Annotated in this window: 15 protein-coding genes; 3 read left to right on the forward strand and 12 right to left on the reverse strand. The window is 60.7% G+C overall.

What is annotated here, in order from left to right:
• Positions 1-58 precede the first annotated feature (58 nt).
• The 11 genes from BN1241_RS04885 to BN1241_RS04935 all read right to left on the reverse strand — a co-directional run bounded on the left by BN1241_RS04885 (position 59) and on the right by BN1241_RS04935 (position 13968).
• Positions 59-1099, reverse strand: coding sequence for a zinc-binding dehydrogenase (locus tag BN1241_RS04885; protein WP_054952583.1), 1041 nt, complete (start codon positions 1097-1099; stop codon positions 59-61).
• Positions 1100-1265: 166 nt separating this feature from the next.
• Complete coding sequence (locus BN1241_RS04890) at positions 1266-2753, reverse strand: FGGY-family carbohydrate kinase (protein ID WP_054952584.1); 1488 nt, start codon at positions 2751-2753, stop codon at positions 1266-1268.
• Between the two features lie 426 nt (positions 2754-3179).
• The gene (locus tag BN1241_RS04895) at positions 3180-4244 is read right to left on the reverse strand and encodes an NAD(P)H-dependent glycerol-3-phosphate dehydrogenase (RefSeq protein WP_054952585.1); all 1065 of its coding nucleotides are present in this window, start codon (positions 4242-4244) and stop codon (positions 3180-3182) included.
• A 5-nt stretch (positions 4245-4249) separates the two neighbouring features.
• Entirely contained in the window at positions 4250-5761 is a 1512-nt protein-coding gene (locus BN1241_RS04900; RefSeq protein WP_054952586.1) for a xylulokinase, read from the reverse strand.
• Positions 5762-5766: 5 nt separating this feature from the next.
• Entirely contained in the window at positions 5767-6471 is a 705-nt protein-coding gene (locus BN1241_RS04905; RefSeq protein ID WP_054952587.1) for an L-ribulose-5-phosphate 4-epimerase, read from the reverse strand.
• Positions 6468-8141: a ribulokinase gene (locus BN1241_RS04910; protein WP_054952588.1), complete on the reverse strand. Its 1674-nt coding sequence runs from the start codon at positions 8139-8141 to the stop codon at positions 6468-6470. The genes BN1241_RS04905 and BN1241_RS04910 overlap by 4 nt, the downstream gene beginning before the upstream one ends.
• Positions 8142-8170: 29 nt before the next feature.
• Positions 8171-9538, reverse strand: coding sequence for a sn-glycerol-1-phosphate dehydrogenase (locus BN1241_RS04915; RefSeq protein WP_054952589.1), 1368 nt, complete (start codon positions 9536-9538; stop codon positions 8171-8173).
• Between the two features lie 86 nt (positions 9539-9624).
• Complete coding sequence (locus BN1241_RS04920) at positions 9625-10389, reverse strand: DeoR/GlpR family DNA-binding transcription regulator (protein ID WP_054952590.1); 765 nt, start codon at positions 10387-10389, stop codon at positions 9625-9627.
• A gap of 37 nt (positions 10390-10426) precedes the next feature.
• Positions 10427-11974: an FGGY-family carbohydrate kinase gene (locus BN1241_RS04925; protein ID WP_054953807.1), complete on the reverse strand. Its 1548-nt coding sequence runs from the start codon at positions 11972-11974 to the stop codon at positions 10427-10429.
• A gap of 72 nt (positions 11975-12046) precedes the next feature.
• Positions 12047-12898, reverse strand: a complete 852-nt coding sequence (locus BN1241_RS04930) for an HAD-IIA family hydrolase (RefSeq protein ID WP_054952591.1) — start codon at positions 12896-12898, stop codon at positions 12047-12049.
• Positions 12899-12939: 41 nt separating this feature from the next.
• Positions 12940-13968 (reverse strand): DUF7973 family transport facilitator, encoded by a 1029-nt coding sequence (locus BN1241_RS04935; protein WP_054952592.1) that lies wholly within the window; start codon positions 13966-13968, stop codon positions 12940-12942.
• A 647-nt stretch (positions 13969-14615) separates the two neighbouring features.
• On the opposite strand from BN1241_RS04935, the gene BN1241_RS04940 reads away from it, so the two are divergent.
• The 3 genes from BN1241_RS04940 to BN1241_RS04950 are packed head-to-tail and all read left to right on the forward strand — an operon-like array spanning position 14616 to position 16986.
• Positions 14616-15479, forward strand: coding sequence for an HAD-IIB family hydrolase (locus BN1241_RS04940; RefSeq protein WP_054952593.1), 864 nt, complete (start codon positions 14616-14618; stop codon positions 15477-15479).
• Complete coding sequence (locus tag BN1241_RS04945) at positions 15476-16315, forward strand: SMP-30/gluconolactonase/LRE family protein (protein WP_054952594.1); 840 nt, start codon at positions 15476-15478, stop codon at positions 16313-16315. Before BN1241_RS04940 ends, BN1241_RS04945 begins: the two co-directional genes overlap by 4 nt.
• A gap of 17 nt (positions 16316-16332) precedes the next feature.
• Positions 16333-16986, forward strand: coding sequence for a uridine kinase family protein (locus tag BN1241_RS04950; RefSeq protein WP_054952595.1), 654 nt, complete (start codon positions 16333-16335; stop codon positions 16984-16986).
• Between the two features lie 228 nt (positions 16987-17214).
• Here the strand turns inward: BN1241_RS04950 and BN1241_RS04955 are convergent, their stop codons facing one another.
• Positions 17215-18255, reverse strand: a complete 1041-nt coding sequence (locus tag BN1241_RS04955; protein ID WP_054952596.1) for a zinc-binding dehydrogenase — start codon at positions 18253-18255, stop codon at positions 17215-17217.
• Positions 18256-18312 lie beyond the last annotated feature (57 nt).

Consider the following 18312-nt stretch of genomic DNA (forward strand, 5'->3'; position numbering starts at 1 on the left):
AACGAGTGCACCCGCAATAACGAGTGCGGAAGACAGTGATGTCTCGTTCTTGCGTTCCCTAGTTGGGGACGATCACAACCTTGATGCCTTCACCCGACTGGGCGAATTCGATTCCTGCGACCACGTCGTCCAGCGTGTACGTGTGCGTGTGGAGTGCCTTCACGTCGATCAGGCCGGCACCGATGAGCTGGAGGGCCTTCTCGTGGTGGGCACGCCCAGCGTTCGACGCACCCGTGACCACAAGCTCGCCGTAGTGGATAAGGTTCGGATCAACCTCAGCGAGGGCACCCTTGGGGAAGCCCGCGAACGCGTTGACGCGTGCACCCTTGCGTGCGGCGGTCAGCGCCTGGTTGACGAGCTCGCCGCGGCCGATGCAGATGATGACAACGTCGGCACCGCGACCCTCGGTCAGTCCGTGCACGAACTCGACGAGATCCTGCTCGAGGGGGTTGATCGTGTGGGTGGCGCCGAGGCTCTCGGCGATTGCCCTGCGGTCTTCGGACGGGTCGGAAACAATGACGTTCTCGGCCCCCAGCAGTCGGTTGAGCTGAGTGTGGAGCAGGCCAATCGGGCCGGCGCCCTGAATGAGAACGGTATCGCCCACCTCGGTCTTGTAGTTTTCTGAGCCGTTGATGACGCAACCGAGCGGCTCGGCGAGGGCAACCTCGGCGGGGGTCAGGTGCGGGGCTGCCTTGTAGACGCCACCACGTTCAAGAGCATCCTTGGGGACACGAACGTACTCGGCAAGGCCGCCGTTCACCCGGTATCCAAAAATCTGGGAGTCGGTGCACAGGTGTTCGCTACCGCGCGCGCAGTAGAAGCACTTGAGGCAGGGAATGGTGGGGAGGATGCCGACGAGGTCACCGATCTCGAAGCCCTCAACGCCCGCACCGATCTCTTCCACGTACCCCGAGATTTCGTGACCGAGAACAACACCGATATCAATTCCCGCGGACTTCTCGCCACGCAGGATACGTCCGTCGGTGCCGCACACCGTGTTCGCACCCACCTTGAGGACGAGCTCGCCGTCGCCGGCTACCGGCTTTTCAATATCTCGTAGTTCAAGCTTTCCTGGTCCAGCAAACACTGCTGCTTTCATGCGTCCTCCCTAGAACTGAGGAGGGGCCCGGGGCCGGCCCCCTCGTGTCCCCTTGGCGGCTCGTGGCTGCCTCGGGGACGAAACTGTGTGGCCACGACCTGCACGGCAATCCGCGCGATTTCGTGGCCCATAAGGTGTGGGAGGGTCATCCCTTCCACACAGACTGCTAGCTACTGATACGTGCCTGAATGTCGGCCAGGCGATGGCTGACATCGGACGTTGACGGGTACAGATCGAGGTAGATCTGGTACATCTCTGCGTACTGGTCGAGGTTGTCCGGGTTGGGTTCAATCTCGCGCTCGGCGGAGTTCCACGTCGTGCCCGGATCAACCAGGCCGGCGGTCATGGCAGCCAGCAGAGCATCACCGTACGAGGCACCGATCGTGACCTTGGGGATGTACTGCTTGATGCCGATGATGTCGGACATGATCTGGGGCCACAGGCCACCGGTCGTGCCGCCACCAACGGCCCAGTATTCCTTCGCTTCGCCACCCGATTCCTTGATCGAATCGAGCAGGTGGCGGGAACCGTAACCGGTTGCCTCGAGGGCCGAACGGTAGATGTCTCCGTACGTGTGCGTCAGGTTGAGGCCGGCAAGTACACCGCGAGCGTTCGGGTCGGCAATCGGGGAACGTTCGCCCGAGAAGTAGGGCAGCATGAGCAGGCCGCGGGCACCCGGCGTGGATTCGCCGGCGAGCTTCGTCAGCTCGTCATAGTCGCGTCCCGACAGGTCAGCAACCCAGGTCGTGAGCGAACCGGTGGTGGACATACCACCCGACACGTTCGAGGTGCCCTCGAAGAGGCCGGCGTTCGACCAGAGCGAGGGGGCGATGAGAGCCTTGTCGGAGATCTGAACCGCAACCATGGTCGAGCCGTACATGAGCATGACCTGGCCCGGCTGGCTCACGCCAACGGACAGGGCCTCGACGAAGGCGTCGATCGAGCCAACGGAGACGGGGGTGCCGGGGCGGAGGCCGGTGATGCGGGCGGCGTTCTCGGTGATGTGGCCGGCAACTTCGTTCGACCACATGAGCTTCGGCATTTCCAGGTCGCCACAAATGTCGTCAACCCACTCCTCAACCCAGTTGTTCGTAAACGGGGAGTAGAGGGGCTCGCACATCGAGGCGGACAGGTGGTCGAGAACGTAGGCACCGGTCAGGTGGAAGACACAGTACGTGTGCGCCATGAGGAAGCGGCGGGTCTTCTCCCACACCTCAGGCTCGTTGCGACGGACCCATTCAATCTTCGGGCCAACCGACTGCGACGTCATGTTGTTACCGCAGACCTCGAGGACCTTGTCGGCGCCGTAGCGTTCGGTCAGGTCATCAATTTCCTTGGCGGAACGGGTGTCAACACCGTAGAGGATCGCGGGACGCAGGCCCTGGCCCCGCTCGTCGGCTGCCAGGAAGACGGGGCCGATGCCAGAGATCGCGAGACCGGCGACGTCACCCTTGGCGCGAGCGGTCAGGCGGCGGCAGATTTCCACAACGTCCTTCCACCAGGTCTCATCCGGATCGTGCTCGGCCCAACCCGGTCGGGGGAACGAGGTTTCGTGACGCACAACCTCGCTGTGAATGACGTTGCCCTCTGTATCGGCCAGGACGCCCTTCGTTGAGCCCGTGCCAATGTCGATTCCAATGACTAGATCAGACATCTCTCAATCTCCTTTGATCTGAGGATTACAGCCCCGCGCTCTCTTGCACGGGCTGGGCGCGCACGTGATTGCCCTCACGCGCACCCCTTCATCTTCCTCCAACTACCACCAATAGTCAATGTTGGAAGCCGATAAAACATGCACCTTTTCTCAACTCTACGTGATAATTTCACAGGGCCTTTGAGCGTTTTCTCAGGACTCTTTTTCTCCCGCTCGCAACTCGTTCACAGAGGAAGAGCCCTGCAGAATCGGGAGCAAATGGCATGGTAGCGCGCCTTTTGGCGCATTCCTGGAATCGCTCATTTTTCTTGTTTCCACTGAAAACGCACATGGTGGGCCCTTCTCAACTTCACATCAACGGAAGTAAGAAGAGCCCACCGAGTTGACAGTGCCCACCCCGAGTTTTCTCAGGGGGTCGTTTGGGGTCTAGGCGAGGTCGTAGAAGAACTTATCCCACGGGATTTCGAGGGGAGCATCCTCGGCGACGACCGAGTAGAGGAAACGGCAGAGCGGGTACTCTTCCGGCTTGATCACACCGCGGTCGGTCAGGGGCCCAAGGGCCTTGCCGATCACCTTGATGGCTGCCACGCCTTCGAGGGTCACGCCCTTCATGTGCTGGTCGCGAACCTCGGAGAAGGGGATGCCCTGGCCGACGAGAGTGCCGGCCTTGACGTTGCGGCCACCCATGGAGGTGACGAACATGTCTCCCACGCCGCCCAGTCCGTCAGCCGAATCCGGGTTGCCACCCATGAGCTTGACGAAGTTGCGGAGCTCGCGCTGTCCCTGCGCGAAGATCGCGGCGCCGTAGTTGTACATGACGTACTTGTTGTTTTCCTTGCCCTGGGACTTAAGGAGGCCCTCGGCAAAGCCGGCAGCAAATGCGTAAATGTTCTTCGTGGCGGCACCGGTCTCGTGGCCGATGAAGTCGGTCGAGGTCCACACGTGGTAGTAGTCGGTGCGGAACAGGTCGGCCAAGTATTCGAGGTCGTCCTTGTCGTGGCCGCAGAAGACGACAGCCGTGTCGTGGTGCACGGCGAGCTCACCGGCAATCGAAGGGCCGGTGATGGCGTTCCAGGAAACCTGTTCGATCTGTTCGGGGCTCAGGTATTCCTGGATCTTGTGCGGCAGGAGCTGGAGTTCACCAGTCTCCTCATCCGCCCTCATGCCCTTCGTGATGCAGAGGAACTTCTGTCCCGGCTTCAGGAGGGTGGCGAGCTGCTCACCGATCCATTCGACACCGAATGAGTTGACGCCACTCATGACAACGTCGGCGCCTTCGAAGGCTTCTTCGGCCTGCTCGAGCTGGTAGGCGGTCACGCCCTCGTTCACCTTGAGACCCAGGTCGGGGTGCACTCCCGTGGTCTGAATGGAGTCGATAATTTCGCGGTCGAGGAAGGTTCCGACGAGTCGGACTTCGTGACCATTTTCCGAGGCGGGGAAGGACAGGGCGGTGCCCATGATTCCAGCGCCCAATACGACGATCGTTGCCATTGCTGTTAACTCCGTTTCATGACGGTATTGATTCGAGTAAAAATGTCTGCGAGTGCGGGGTAAATATCCTGCTGGATTGCAGCCCATTCCCCGTAGATTTCGTAGGCTTCGGGGTCGGGTTCCGTGCGATCAACGAAGGAGGCCATGCCGTTCGATGCGGCAGCCACATCCGGGTAGGTCCCGATCGCTGCCATCGCCATCATCGCAGCCCCCTGAGCGCTCACTTCTTCCACCCCGGAAACCACGAGCGGAAGGCCGGTCGCGTCGGCGAAGATGCGGCGGTAGAGGGGATTGCGGGAGCCGCCACCCGTGCAGCGGAGCTCCTTGAGTTTACGGCCGGTGGATTCCTGGACGCGCTCCAGGTTGCCGCGCAGTTCGAGAGCCATGCCTTCGATAATGGAGCGGTACATGTGGGCGCGGGTGTGGGCGGAGCCGAAGCCGACCACGCTGCCCTTGGCGAACGGATCCCAGTGCGGTGACTGAACGGCGTTCCAGTACGGGACGGTCAAAAGCCCGTCGGTGCCCGGCTTCAGCTCGGCAGCTGCCCGATCCAGCTCTTCATCCAGCCCGCCCTCGAGGGCGGGATCGCCCAGTTCGGTGCGGAACCAGTTCGCGAGAACGGAACCGGAGTTCTGCACGATCTCAAGAACGTAGGAGTCGGGGATGCCGCCGAGTAATGTGCGGTAGGCGGGTGAGTAAGCGTACTCAAATGCGTGGACACCGGCCACGATCGACGTTCCGATGTTGACGTAGGCGACGTCCTCGTCAATGGCGGAAGTGCCGAGTCCGGCTGCCTGGCCGTCTCCGACGCCCGCGACGAGCACAACGCCCTCGCCCAGTCCCCACTCTGTGAGGAGTTCGGGATTAATGGGGTCGATAATGGAGGCGGGAGCCGCCAACTCCGCCATCTGCTCCCTCGTGACCCCTGCGATGTCGAGCAGTTCGTCAGAGTAGTCGACTACAGCGATGTCGAGGAGGTTGAGGGTGTCGGCGCTGCCGACTGCCGAAACCCAGCGCCCTACGAGCCGGTGGGCCAGGTAGGCGTGCACGTCCACCAGCTTATGGGCGGCCTTGAGGGTGTCCGGTTCATGCTTCTTGAGCCACGCGATCTTGTAGAGCGCGGGCGTGGTGTCTGCGGGTTTGCCGGAGAGTTCGTGAATGTGGTCGGAACCGTATTCTTTGATCTCGGCGCCCGCACGTGAATCCAGCCAGAGGATGGCGGGGCGGAGTGCCCCACCATCCTCGTCAACGAGTGCGAAAGACTCGCGCTGGTGGGTGATGCACAATGCTTTGATCCGCTTGCGGTCCGCTTCCTCCAGGGCTTCGCAGGCCTGGGTGATGGCGGTGTTCGTGGACGTCCACCACTGCGTGGGGTCGTGCTCGAACATATCCATTCCCGGGGTGAGCAAGTCAATGTCTGCCTTGCCGGTTGCGAGAACTTTCCCTGAGGTGTCGACGACGACCGCCTTCGTGGCGGTTGTCGAGGAGTCGATAGCGATGACAAGTGGATCAGTCACTGTACTTACCCCTTCTGTCCGTAAACGTTCTGGTAGCGCTCGTATAGCGAGTCGATGTGCTTCTGGTCGATCGGCTGGAGTGCTCCCATGCCGCGCGCGATCGCAACGGTGCGAGCAACCTCTTCGACCATGACGGCGGCCTTGACCGCTGCCGTCGCATCCTTCCCGATCGTGAACGGGCCGTGGTTGGCCATGAGAACCGCGGGCGAACGCGAATCCTTCAGGGTTTCCACGATGCCGCGGCCGATCGAGTCGTCACCGATGATCGCGAACGGACCAACGGGAACCTCGCCACCGAACTCGTCCCCCATCATCGTCAGAACGCAGGGAATGGGTTCGTGGATAGCTGCGAACGCGGTCGCATAGGTCGAGTGGGTGTGCACCACTCCCCCGACCTCTGGCATGTGCCGGTAGACGTAGGCGTGAGCGGCCGTGTCCGAGGAGGGGGAGAGGTGGTCGGGCGTGCCGTCCACGATCTTCTCCCCATCCAACGTGCACACGACCATGACGTCCGCGCTCAGCTCGTCATAGCGCACCCCGGAAGGTTTGATGACGAACAGGTCGCTACCGGGCACCCGTTCGGAAACGTTGCCGGCGGTCCAGACCACGAGATTGTTGGCGGGAAGCTCCGCGTGGAGCTTCGCCACCTTCACCCTCGTGGCTTGGACGGCCGCCTGGACGTCACTAGCGAGTTCGGATAGAACGATCATTTGCTGCTCTCGAACGCCTTCGCCTTAATGTCCTTGAGACGGTACATGGGCGAGTTGGGGTTGCGGCCGAACTGGTCGTGCAGTTCCTTATAGATCTCGTAGAGAGCGTCGTACTTGGCGGCGCGCTCCTCGTTCGGCAGGTAGGCATCCTTGCGGACGTTTGCCATGGCCTCGGCGGCCTGGAAAACATCCTCGTAGACACCGGCAGCGACGGCAGCGAAGACTGCGGAGCCGAGGGCACCGGTCTGCTCCGCTTCCGAAACCGCGATCGGACGGCGGGTAATGTCCGCCATGAGCTGCATGTAGAACTGGTTCTTCAGCAGACCACCGGCGGCAACGATCTCGTCGATCATGACGCCGTGCTCTTCGAAGTTCTCGATGATGACGCGGGTACCGAACAGGGTTGCTTCGAGTAGCGCACGGTAGGTTTCTTCGGGCGTGGTCGTGAGCGTCTGGCCAATGACGAGGCCGGACAGGCGCGAGTCCGCGAGGATGGAACGGTTACCGTTGTGCCAGTCGAGTGCGATGAGGCCGTGCTCGCCAACTTCTTGATCCGCTGCCTTAGCAACGAGGAAGTCGTGGAGCGAAATGCCCTTGCGAGCGGCCTTCTGTGCGTATTCTGCGGGCACGCAGTTGTCGGTGAACCACGCGAAGATGTCACCGACGGCGGTCTGGCCGCCCTCGAAGCCCCAGTAGCCATCAACAGCGCCACCGTCGACGATGCCGAACGTGCCGGGCACGTCCTTGAACTCTTCACCGTTGACGACGTAGCAGGAGGAGGTGCCGAGGATAGCGGTGAGCTGGCCGGGACGGACGGCATTCGCACCGGCGACCACGACGTGGGCGTCGATGTTACCCGAGGACACGGCGGTGCCAGCCTTGAGGCCGGTCAGTTCCGCCATCTCTTCCGTCAGCTCGCCAACCTTGCCACCAAGCGGCAGAATCGGGGCCGACATCTTCGTCTCGAACACGTCACCGAAACCGGGAGCAACCGACTCGAGGTAATCCTTCGAGGGGTATTCCCCATCCTGGTACATGCGTTTGTACCCGGAATCACCAGCCGAGTAGGTGAGGGTGCCCGTGAGCTTCCAGGTCACCCAGTCTAGAAGGTTGACGATCTGGTCGGTTGCTTCGAAGACCTCGGGGGCCTTCTCGTAGACCTCGAGTGCCTTGGGCAAGAGGAGCTCGGAGGAGAGGACGCCGCCGTAGCGGGACAGCCACGGCTCGTTGCGTTCCTCGGCGGCCTTGACGAGGCGGTCTGCCTGGTCCTGGGCGCCGTGGTGCTTCCAGAGCTTGATGTAGGCGTGCGGGTTGTTCTTGAACTTGTCCTGCTCGCACAGGGCGTTGCCCTCGTTGTCCGTGAAGAACACGGTTGCCGAGGTGGCGTCGATGCCGATGCCGACGATGTCGGCGGGGTCAACGCCAGCATCCTTGACGGCCTGCGGGACTGCGGTGCCGAGCACTTCAATGTAGTCGGCAGGCACCTGGAGCGCGAACTCCGGGGGCAGCTTCTGGCCATCGCCCGCATCGAGGGTACGGTCCATGACGGCGTGGCGGTATTCGGTGACCGCCGTGCCCATCTGGTGTCCATCGGAGGCACGCACGACGACGGCGCGACCGGACAGGGTGCCAAAGTCGATGCCGACAATGTACTTCTCACTGTTTGACATAGGAAATTTCTCCTTGAGTGGTGGTGGTGTTAGGCCTCGGGGTGCTTGTGCTGGCCCCAGAAGCCGTCAGGGGAGAAGAGCTTCTCGACGACCTCTTCGAGCAGTCCCAGATCGGTCAGGATGTCGAGGATCGTGTACCGGGGGCGGATCATCTGCGACTTGAAGTGGGTTTCGCGGAAGCGATCCCAGTCAATTTCGATCATTTCTGGGTGGTAGGGGGCGCCGGCTCCCTTGAGCATGTCCATGGCTTCCTGGGCGGTCACGAGCTGCTGGCGGCAACGCTCCTGGATGGTGGGCCACTTTTCCTTCAGCAGTTCGATGCGAGCAACGAGGGCGTCGCCTTCCATGCGCTTGCCGAGCGAATGCTTAACGGCCTCCTCCTGCATGTGCTCCTGGAGCGAAGCACGCACGTTGGCCTCAACCTCTTCGGGGGACTTCACTGCGGCAAGTGCCTTGTCCACGTCGAAGTCGTCGGCGGTCATGTCGAGGAACACTTCCCACATGGCGCAGGAGGCGACGGTGCCAACGCCAACCTTGAAGCCGTGGCTCAGCGGCGGCTCCCAGTCGAGTCCATGCCCCTCCATCTCCCACACGTGAGAGAATTGGTGGCCGGCACCGGAGGCGGGGCGGGAGGATTCGTATGCCTGCATGGCAAGACCCGACATGATCTGACCCTCACCGAGCTTGGTGATGGCCTCCTCGCCACCGTTAGCGATAGCGACCGGGTCCGAGAGCGAGTCACGGAGGGGACCCTGGACGAGGCTCCACGTGTAGGGATCGATCTTCTCAATGCCGAGTTCATCGGACAGGATCCAGTCCGCACCGGCGGGGATCTTTTCAATCAGGTCACCGTAGCCGGTTGCGGTGAGACGCTTGGGTGCGTTCACCATCGTGTCGACGTCTGCGACAAGGCCGGCGGGTGCCGGGCAGGAGCGGGTGATCTTGAAGCCATCCTTGGCAATGGAGGCACCGAAGGCGGCGAAGCCGTCCACGGAGGCTGCCGTGCAGACGTTAATGTAGGGGCGCTCGAGCTCACCGGAAGCGAGCTTTGCGATGTCGTTGAGCGTGCCAGCTCCGAGCGAGACCACAACCGTGTTCTCGTAGGGGCGGATCACTTCGCGGAGAATCTCAACGTTCTCGTATCCGCCATACAGTGTCGGGGTGCCGGGGAACACGTACGGTTCGTCAGCGAATTCGACGCCGGCTTCCTTGAGGGAGGACACAACAGCATCACCGACGGCGGCGTACGTGTTTTCGTCAGCAACAACAAGAACCTTGGAGTCCGGGAACAGTTCCACAAACATGGGACCGGTTTCCTTGTTCACGTCCTTACCGAAAGATATGGCCTTCGTCTCTGACGCAGTTTCCAGCGCCTTATTGATTAGTTCAGTAGACATCATCAATTCCTCTCTGCTTATGACCGTAGTTTAAGCGTGTTTTCAGTGGCTCGTCCGGTGAAGGGACAATTGCTCGGCCCGTTGAACTAGTGGGCCGTGATCACGTGCGTCTCCTGCGCTATCGTGGCCAACGTGTCCTTCGGGATCGAGTCATCGGTGATGACCAGATCAAAATCGGACAGGTCCGCCATTTTGTGCAAGGACGTACGTGTGAACTTGGATGCGGCCACGACCAGCACCGAGAATTCGGCTTTGGACATGGCGAGGGCCTTGAAGGATCCCACTTCCGCATACGGGTGATAGACGGCAAGATTGCGGACCGAAGCGGCGCCGACAACGACGGCAGCGGGGCTCAGGTTCGTGATCTCTTCCGTCGCTGTGGGACCGAAGAAAGCATCCAGTTGAGAATTGTAGATACCACCGAGTGAAATGAGTTTCCCCGTCACTTTGTGGGCCAGCGCCCGCGACATTGCGAGCGAGTTCGTGATGAAAGTCTTTTGTTGAGTGTCGGTCAACTCATCAACGATCGTCAGTGCGGTCGTCGAGTCGTCAAGAAAAATAGTGGAATAGTCTGCCAGGACCTCGGCCGCGGTCTTCGCGATCTTTGCTTTCGCTGCCACGTCCTGCATGAGCCTAAAGGAGATCGGGGTTTCCGACCTCGAATTGGTGACCGCCGAGACCTCGCCACGGGAGCGGCGCACGAGGCGCTTCGCTTCCAGCGTGGCAAGGTCCCGGTACAGGGTCATGGGAGAGACGTCGAAGAGCTCGATGAGTTCGTCGGTGCGGATTACGCCCCGATCGTAAATGAGCCGAGCCAGATCGTCCTGGCGCTCCTGCTTTGACGCAGTCACCGATATTCTCCGTCCAACCTCCGCCACGTCGGATCCGTTATGCGTTCTTACGCAGGTTGTCGACGTAGTCCACGGATGTGTGGATGTGGTCCTGAACGAGCGGGTACTGAGCGATGTACTGGTCTGCGAAGAACTTGTATTCTTCGTGACGATCCATGTTCGGCTCAATGTGCTCACGTTCGTGAACCATGTTGTCGGCCGCCTCCTGGACGGAGTCGTACAGGCCGGCGCCGGCTGCTGCGAGGATGCAGGAGCCGAGGGTCACGGCGTCGCCCACTTCGGTCAAGGTGATGGGGATACCGGTGACGTCGGCATGCATCTGCGTCCACGAACGGGACTTGGTGGAGCCACCGCAGGCAACGAACTGCTTGACCTCGAAGCCGGCCTCGGCGAGCTTGCGCATGTTGGCTTCCACGCCGTAGCAGACAGCTTCCTGGATGGCCTTGTACATGTGCTCACGGGTGTGCGAGAGCGACAGGCCTGTCATGACACCGCGTGCCTTCGAATCCGAGTAGGGGGTGCGGTTGCCCTGGAAGTATTCGTTGATGACGAGACCGTCGCAGCCGATCGGGATATCGGCGGAACGCTGGTTCATGATGTCGTACGTGTTGAGGCCCGTGGACTGCGCTGCCTGCTCGATGTCAGGCAGGAACTGGTCCTTGAACCACTTGAGAACCGAACCGGAGGACGTGAGAGAGGTTTCGACCGTGTACTGGCCCGGAACCACACCATCGGTGTAGCCGCCGAAGAAGCCGGGGCCCGAGACAGGTTCTGCGGACTGGCCCGACATGACGTGCGAGGACCCGGTCACGAGCGACATCTTGCCCGGGCGGAGCACATTGAGGCCGATCTGGCCGTGCCACGCATCGCCACCACCCTGGGCGACGGGGGTGCCGGGGATGAGGCCGAGCTGCTCGGCAGCGCGGCGGGCGAGACCACCCACGGGGGTGCCGAGGTCGTTGACCTGGGTGGGGAGCTTGTCGAACACGTCGCCGGCACCGGCCTCTTCGTAGAGGTCGACGGGCCAACCACCGTTGTCACGGTCGTAGTAGGCACGGTGTGCCGCGGTGTTGATGTTGAGGGTCCACTCCCCCGTCAGCTGGTAGGTCAGCCAGTCCGGGGCGTCGACGAGACGGTAGGCGTTCTTGTAGGTCTCGGGCTCGTTCTCACGCAGCCAGGCGGCCTTGAACGGGTACCATTCGGCAGTTGGGGGGAGAGTGCCGTTACCGGTGTAGCGGCGTGCGGCCGACTTCGTGTCGATGACGCGAGCGGCCTGCTCTGTGGCGCGCACGTCCATCCACATGATTGCGGGGCGGAGTGCTTCACCGCTGTTGTCCATCGCCACCACGGTCATCGTGGTCGCGTCGTAGGAGATGCCGGCGATCTGGTGCGGCTGGAGGCCTGCGCGTTCCATGACACGGTGCGTGGAGGCAACGAGTGCGCCCCACCAGTCGGTGGGCGACTGCTCCGCCCAGCCCGGGGCGGGGTGGGTCGTCTTGTAGGTTGTGGCCGCGAAGGCCACGGGGGATCCAGCCAGGTCGAAGATGCCGACACGGCACGACTCTGTGCCGAAGTCGATACCCATGACGTAGGGTCCGCCGGTCAGCGAGTTCTTGTTTTCAAATGTAGACAATGTGTTCTCCACCTCGAGTTAGTTTTAGTCTTCGTCTTCGTCGGTCCAGCCCCAGTCGGAGCGAATGCTCTCCGGGATCAGGTGGTCGACTCGGTTCAGTACATATGTTGGCTGATGCTTCTCATCCAGCGCCTGTGCTTCCTCCAGGGTGGAGTCGCCGGTGAGGACGAGAGTGGATGCCATTCCGGTATTGACGGCCATTCCAATATCGGTCGAGAGGCGGTCGCCCACCATCATGCAGTTGCGTGGGTCGACGTCGAGATCTCCGAGGGCGGCTTCAAGCATCGCCGGCTCGGGCTTGCCCATGTTGGCCTTCAGTTTCGTTCCGGTCGTTGCCTCGATGGCGGCGACAATGCCAGCAGCATCGGGTTCCCCTCTTCCCCCGGGGAACGGGCAGAACTTGTCCGGATTCGTGGTAATGAGGAATGCCCGCTTGTGGAACCAGATGGCGTCAAAGGCGATCTGGAGCTTCCGGTATTCAAAAGTGCGGTCGTAGGAGGCGATAACGATATCGATTTCCTCCGGGTTCTCACTCATCTTGATCCCCGCTTCGCGCAGGGCCTTCTTGAGCGGTTCTTCCGAGATCGGGTAGACGGTGGCGTTCGGGTAGTGCATCTTGAGCCAGCGGGTCGTGGTGACGACGGTGTTTGCGATCTCGTCAAGCGGAGTGGGGATACCGAGACGATCAAGCTTTTCCTTGTAATCGTCGGGATCCTTCGTCGGGTTGTTGGACAGAAACCTGACGGGTTTACCCAAGGAGCGCAACCCCTCAATCAGGCGCTTTGCTCCGGGAAGCAAATGATCACCTAGGTAGAGTGTTCCATCCTGATCGAAAATGTATGCATCGTATAGCTTTTCCGGTGAGGAAAGAATCATTGGGGCTGCGCTCCTTGGATTTTATTGTGTGGTTGATTCGCTTACGCGAGGATGGCGGTGAAAACGTAAAGAACGGTGGTACCGATCCAGATGGCGAATGCCGGGGGGTCAATGTGGGTGTCGCCGTTGGCGTTCGTCATGCGCGACAGAGCCTCACCGAGGAGACCGCCAAGTGCACCGACGATACCGCCGATAACAACTGCGACGACGACCATGACGTCACCGCTCCACTCGGCGATGTTCGAGGTACCAACAAGGATGGGAGCAAACTTGAGGGCTGCGATCGAAGCAAGAATCGTCATGTGGTGGGTAACCGGGGTCTTCATGCCGAGCGACAGGAAGATGAGGGTCACGGCGGAGATGGCCCAGCCAATGAGCTGTGCGTAGCCCACGATCGCGGTGTCTCCACCAGTTGCCTGGAAGAAGTAGACAACGATCATGATGGTGGCGAATGCGGACATGAGACCCGACACGAAGCCGTGCATCGCGGTGATGCCCCAGCCTTCCTGGTGCTCAACCCAGTGCTTACCCTCGCCGACCTCGAGCAGGCCGTGATCCTTCGTGGAGAACAGGCCGGTGCTGCCCCAGATGAAACGGATCGCGATCGAAACGATCACGATGGTGAGAGCAACGGTATCGGTCCAGCCGATGACCTCGCTGCCGTAGTGGAGGGCGGGGTCGGAGACCGACAGTGCCGGAACTTCTGCCAGGAGGTTGTTGAGCAGGTAGCCGATCATACCGAACACACCACCGACGGCGAGAACGTCGGAACGTCCAATGCCGGCGAGCGGGGTGACGATATCGCGGCCATTTGCGCCGCCTGCCATGACACCCTTCTTAGCTGCGTACGCTGCTGCAGCGGCGCCACCAAGGAAAGCGATGTGCGGACCGAAGACAGGGCCGAAAACGACGGAGCCCATGAAGAACGACACGTCCATGCCACCCAGGTAGCCGCCGAGGCCAACCAGGTAGGCGAGACCGGTGAAGATAAAGGCGGTCTGACCGCCGATTGCTGCGCCAAAGGCTCCGCCGCCGAAGGAGGCGACGAGCCATAAGAGATCAAATTCCACGTTGAAATCCTCTTTTAGTTTGTGGGGCTGAATGCGCCGTGCATCTTAGACAGGTAGATGCAGCTTCCTCCGCCTACTTTGGTGGAGAAAAACTGCGACGCTTGGAGACTTACTAGCGAGCTGGGCCCGCTAGGTCCTGTTATATGACAGCGATTGAGTTCACTGGCGCCGACGCTCCGAGGACCAAATACCTTCATATCGAGATATGAACGCGCGGTATTCACCCCGGCCCATGTCATTGCTCGGTCGGACTTCTCTTCAAGACTGCCAGCAACACCATCAGAAAGTCCCGCACCGCGCGACACAAGCCCTACCGGATAGTAGGTTTGTGATGCTCTCACGGTCATCGCGAGCCTCCCTTCTGACGTCCTTGCCAGCTACTGAACCAAAACACCGATGTTGTGGTCACGCCGTCACGGTAGACAGTAACAGTATGCATGTTAATTTCCCCATCCGCTTGGTTTTTTGCACCAATTCCCGACTTAGTTGCCATATTGTGCAACCACTTGCACGATTTCTTGACAGGAAATGAATGAAGCTCTAGGGAAACCAAGCGCCAGTGATTGCCGGCTCCGGGCCTCCGGGGTAGGCGTGAGACTGCGACCGGGACCCTAGGAGGTTGTTGTCACGTGAACTAGAGTTGCCATGTGAAGACACAAGCGACTCCTGTACTGAATCTCAACGAACTACCTTGGCCAGCAGATCAGCCCGAGCACTTTATTTTCGATGTTGACGGCACCCTGACCGACGAGCATTCGGTCACGCACCAGCCCACGATTGATGCCCTGAAAGCCGTGCACAATGCCGGATATCCCATCACTCTCGCAACCGGCCGGGTCCTCCACGCCGGCATCTCCCTCCTCGACCGAGCAGGGATCGACGGCTGGGTGATCGCCAATTGCGGTTCGGTCGTGTGGGACGGCACCGAGGTTGTGCACGAGTACCCGATGCCAACAGATCAGCTCAAGGCATTCATTGAACTTGGTCGCAGCATCGGAGTGGTCCCGGCCGTGTACTTCACGGACAGCATCGTCATGGATGCCGCAGATTTCAATATCGATAACGGTCAGCACAACCTCCTGAAGGTGGCGACCAACGCCAACGAGGGCCAGCCCATCGAGCAGGCCGATCTGTTCAGCATTGACCTGTCGCACGCGACAAAGGTCCAGTTCGGTGGCGACGCCACCATCCTCGACAAGTTCCAGGACCGGGTTCTGACTCAGTTCCCCGAGGCCGTTCGTGGGCATCCCTACGCCCTCGAAATCACTCCCGACGGTATCGACAAGTGGACCGGAATCTCCGCCGCCCTTCAGGACCGCGGACTCAGTGCCGAGGGTGCCCTGGGCGTGGGTGACTCCGGAAACGACGTTCCCTGGCTCCCCAAGGTCGGCATCTCCATTGCCGCACCCCAGTCCACCCCGGACGTTATTGCTGTCTCGGACTTTGTACTGCCCGATATTGACTTCCCCGTTGCCGAACTTATGCAATCTATTGTGAGGAGAACTCGATGACCCCCGAACAGATCACAGACCCGATCGCGTACCACGGTGAAGGACCGTGCTGGCACGAGTCGTGGGGCGGTATCCGGTGGGTGGATATGCTGGCCGGCGACCTGCTCACACTGAACGGAGATGGCGAAGTCGACCGCCTTCACGTCGGTAAGGTTGCGGCGTTCGTACGCCCCCGCACACGCGGTGGCTACGTTGTGGGATTGGAAAACACGATTGGTCTGGCCAGTTCACCGTTTGGGGATCCCGAACCCCAGGCGCATTTCTGGGATGATGCGAACCTCCGCTTTAACGAGGGTGGCTGCGATCCGTGGGGTCATCTCTACTGCGGCTCCATGCCCTACGACAGGACCGAGGGTGCGGGCTCCCTCTACAAAGTGGATCCAGAGGGCAACCGGACCGTTGTCCTCCCCCATGTCACCACGTCGAACGGCATCGCCTTCTCTCCCGATGGCACCCGCGCCTACTACAACGACACGAAGCTCCGCCAAACCGACGTCTTCGATGTCGTGGACGGGGAGCTCACCAACCGGAGGGCGTTCGCTAGCTCAGATGGTGCGAGCAACGATGGCCTGACCGTGGATTCCGAGGGCAACATCTGGGTGGCCATGAACCGTCAAGGCAAAGTCCGCCTCTACTCCCCCGAGGCTGAGATCGTGACGGAGATTCACTTGCCCGTGCAGCTCGTCACCGCATGCACTCTGGGCGGGGATGACATGCGCACCCTCTACATCACCACGTCCCGGGAAAACCTCGAGGATCCGGAACCGGAGGCAGGCGCCCTGTTTGCAGTGAAGGTTGACGTGCCGGGAATGCCCGTCGCGGAATATGCCGGGTAACGGGATATTCTAAAGTCGTGACGACGAACCTGACCGACGACGGTGCACTCTTTGATCTCCCGCCCCACGAGCGTAAGCCTCATGCACGGGTGATCTTAGTGACCGGTCCGTCCGGATCCGGGAAGACGAGATTCACGAACCGGACGGGCCTGCCCGTTGTGTCGCTCGACGACTTTTACTTTGACGATGATCATCCCGGCCTGCCCCGCAAGCACGGCATCATCGACTGGGACAGCCCCGAGTGCTGGGATCAGGAAGGTGCTTTCCAGGCTCTCCTAGGGTTGTCCAGCAAGGGAGAAACTGTCGTTCCCGTCTACGACATTCCCACCAACTCCCGCATCGGGAAACGCACCATCGACCTCGAGGGCTCACGAATCTTCCTCGCCGAGGGCATCTTCGCTGCCGAACTCGTTGACCTGTGCAAGAAGGAGGGGATCCTGGCCGATGCTCTCTGCATCTCCCGCCCCCGCCTCCAAACCTTCTGGTTCAGGCTCATGAGGGACCTGGATGAGGCCCGCAAGCCCCCCATTCCCCTCATCCGCCGCGGCATCTCCCACCTCATTCACGAACCCGAGGTCTATCGCAGCCTCGTGGCGAGGGGATTCCGCAGGGTCTCGATCGTCGAGGCACACGAGACCCTCACCCAGCTTCTCGCCAAGCAACGAAACTAGACGCAACAAAACAAGCTTGCGAACTAGAAGTCTCCAAGGCCGGGTGGTACGCGGAATTCCGTGTACCACCCCTTTTATTTCAAGTTAGCCGATGTATTTCGGGTTAGCCGATGGAGTTTGTGGCTTTCAAAAGCGAATGGGTGTGTGGTGATACGCACCAAGCGTTTCACCACACACCCAATTCGTCTCTCATGAGTTTCCTTCTGGATCACCTACAGGATCACGGCTTTAGGCTGGGACGACTGCGGTCTTGATTCCCTTGCCTGCGGTCACGTGGTCGAGTGCCTTGGCGGTGTCCTCGAGGGTAAAGGTGTCGGTGTGGAGGGCACTAACGTTGATGGCTCCCTCGCCGATGAGCTGGACTGCCTTGCGGTAGTTGTTCCGGCCCATATTCGACCCACCCGTGACGGTGAGCTCGTTGTAGTGAATGAGGTTCGGGTCGATCGTTGCCATCTGTCCCTTCGGAAAGCCAGCAAACGCATTCACGCGGCCACCGTTGCGGACCGACTGCAGTGCGGTCTGGAAGAGGTCAAGATTGCCGATGCACTGAACGGCCACGTGTGCTCCGAGGCCACCGGTCAGGTCCTTCACAAACTCCGCAATGTTGACGTCACCAGAAAGTGCTGTGTGGGTGGCTCCGAGTTCCTTGGCTATCTCAAGCCGGCCCGGGGAACGATTGATCACGATGATCTGGGAGGCGCCGCGGTGCTTGTTCACCATCGTGTGGAGCAGGCCAATCGGTCCGGCTCCAATAATGAGGACGGTGTCGCCGATGTTGGTGCCGTAGTTATCTGCACCGTTGAGGACGCAGCCGAGCGGTTCCGCGAGCGCAATCGCTTCGGGCTTGCTGCCCGGGAGTGCCTTGACGATGGCACCACGCTGGATGGATTCAGCGGTGATCAGCACGTATTCGGCGAGCCCACCATCGATCCAGTAGCCGTAGAGCTTCGCATCCACGCACATGTGCTCGAGGTGGTTTTCACAGTAGTAGCAGCGCAGGCAGGGCACGGTCGGCATGACTCCGACAAGGTCCCCTTCTTCGTAACCCTCGACACCGTCACCGATGTCGTGCACGTACCCGGAAAATTCGTGACCCATGACAACACCGGGGCGTACGCCTGCGGTCTTCTCGCCCCGGAAGATTCGACCGTCGGTTCCACAAACCGTGTTGGCTCCAACTTTCAGAACCATTTCTCCCGCTCCCGCTACGGGTGTGGGAACGTCCTGGATTTCGAGCTGACCGGGTCCGACTAGAACTGCTGCGCGCATGGATTCTCCTTGTGATCCGCAATGACCTTAACTCCTCAATACCGTACCTTGTTCGGC

Origin of the sequence: Flaviflexus massiliensis (assembly GCF_001375495.1) — a bacterium.
Taxonomy (GTDB): domain Bacteria; phylum Actinomycetota; class Actinomycetes; order Actinomycetales; family Actinomycetaceae; genus Flaviflexus; species Flaviflexus massiliensis.

Excerpts from the sequence above, each read along its gene's own strand:
- BN1241_RS04885 (WP_054952583.1), bottom strand. The coding sequence starts at position 1,099 with ATGAAAGCAGCAGTGTTTGCTGGACCAGGAAAGCTTGAACTACGAGAT.
- BN1241_RS04890 (WP_054952584.1), bottom strand. The coding sequence starts at position 2,753 with ATGTCTGATCTAGTCATTGGAATCGACATTGGCACGGGCTCAACGAAG.
- BN1241_RS04895 (WP_054952585.1), bottom strand. The coding sequence starts at position 4,244 with ATGGCAACGATCGTCGTATTGGGCGCTGGAATCATGGGCACCGCCCTG.
- BN1241_RS04905 (WP_054952587.1), bottom strand. The coding sequence starts at position 6,471 with ATGATCGTTCTATCCGAACTCGCTAGTGACGTCCAGGCGGCCGTCCAA.
- BN1241_RS04910 (WP_054952588.1), bottom strand. The coding sequence starts at position 8,141 with ATGTCAAACAGTGAGAAGTACATTGTCGGCATCGACTTTGGCACCCTG.
- BN1241_RS04915 (WP_054952589.1), bottom strand. The coding sequence starts at position 9,538 with ATGTCTACTGAACTAATCAATAAGGCGCTGGAAACTGCGTCAGAGACG.
- BN1241_RS04925 (WP_054953807.1), bottom strand. The coding sequence starts at position 11,974 with ATGGGTATCGACTTCGGCACAGAGTCGTGCCGTGTCGGCATCTTCGAC.
- BN1241_RS04930 (WP_054952591.1), bottom strand. The coding sequence starts at position 12,898 with ATGATTCTTTCCTCACCGGAAAAGCTATACGATGCATACATTTTCGAT.
- BN1241_RS04945 (WP_054952594.1), top strand. The coding sequence starts at position 15,476 with ATGACCCCCGAACAGATCACAGACCCGATCGCGTACCACGGTGAAGGA.
- BN1241_RS04955 (WP_054952596.1), bottom strand. The coding sequence starts at position 18,255 with ATGCGCGCAGCAGTTCTAGTCGGACCCGGTCAGCTCGAAATCCAGGAC.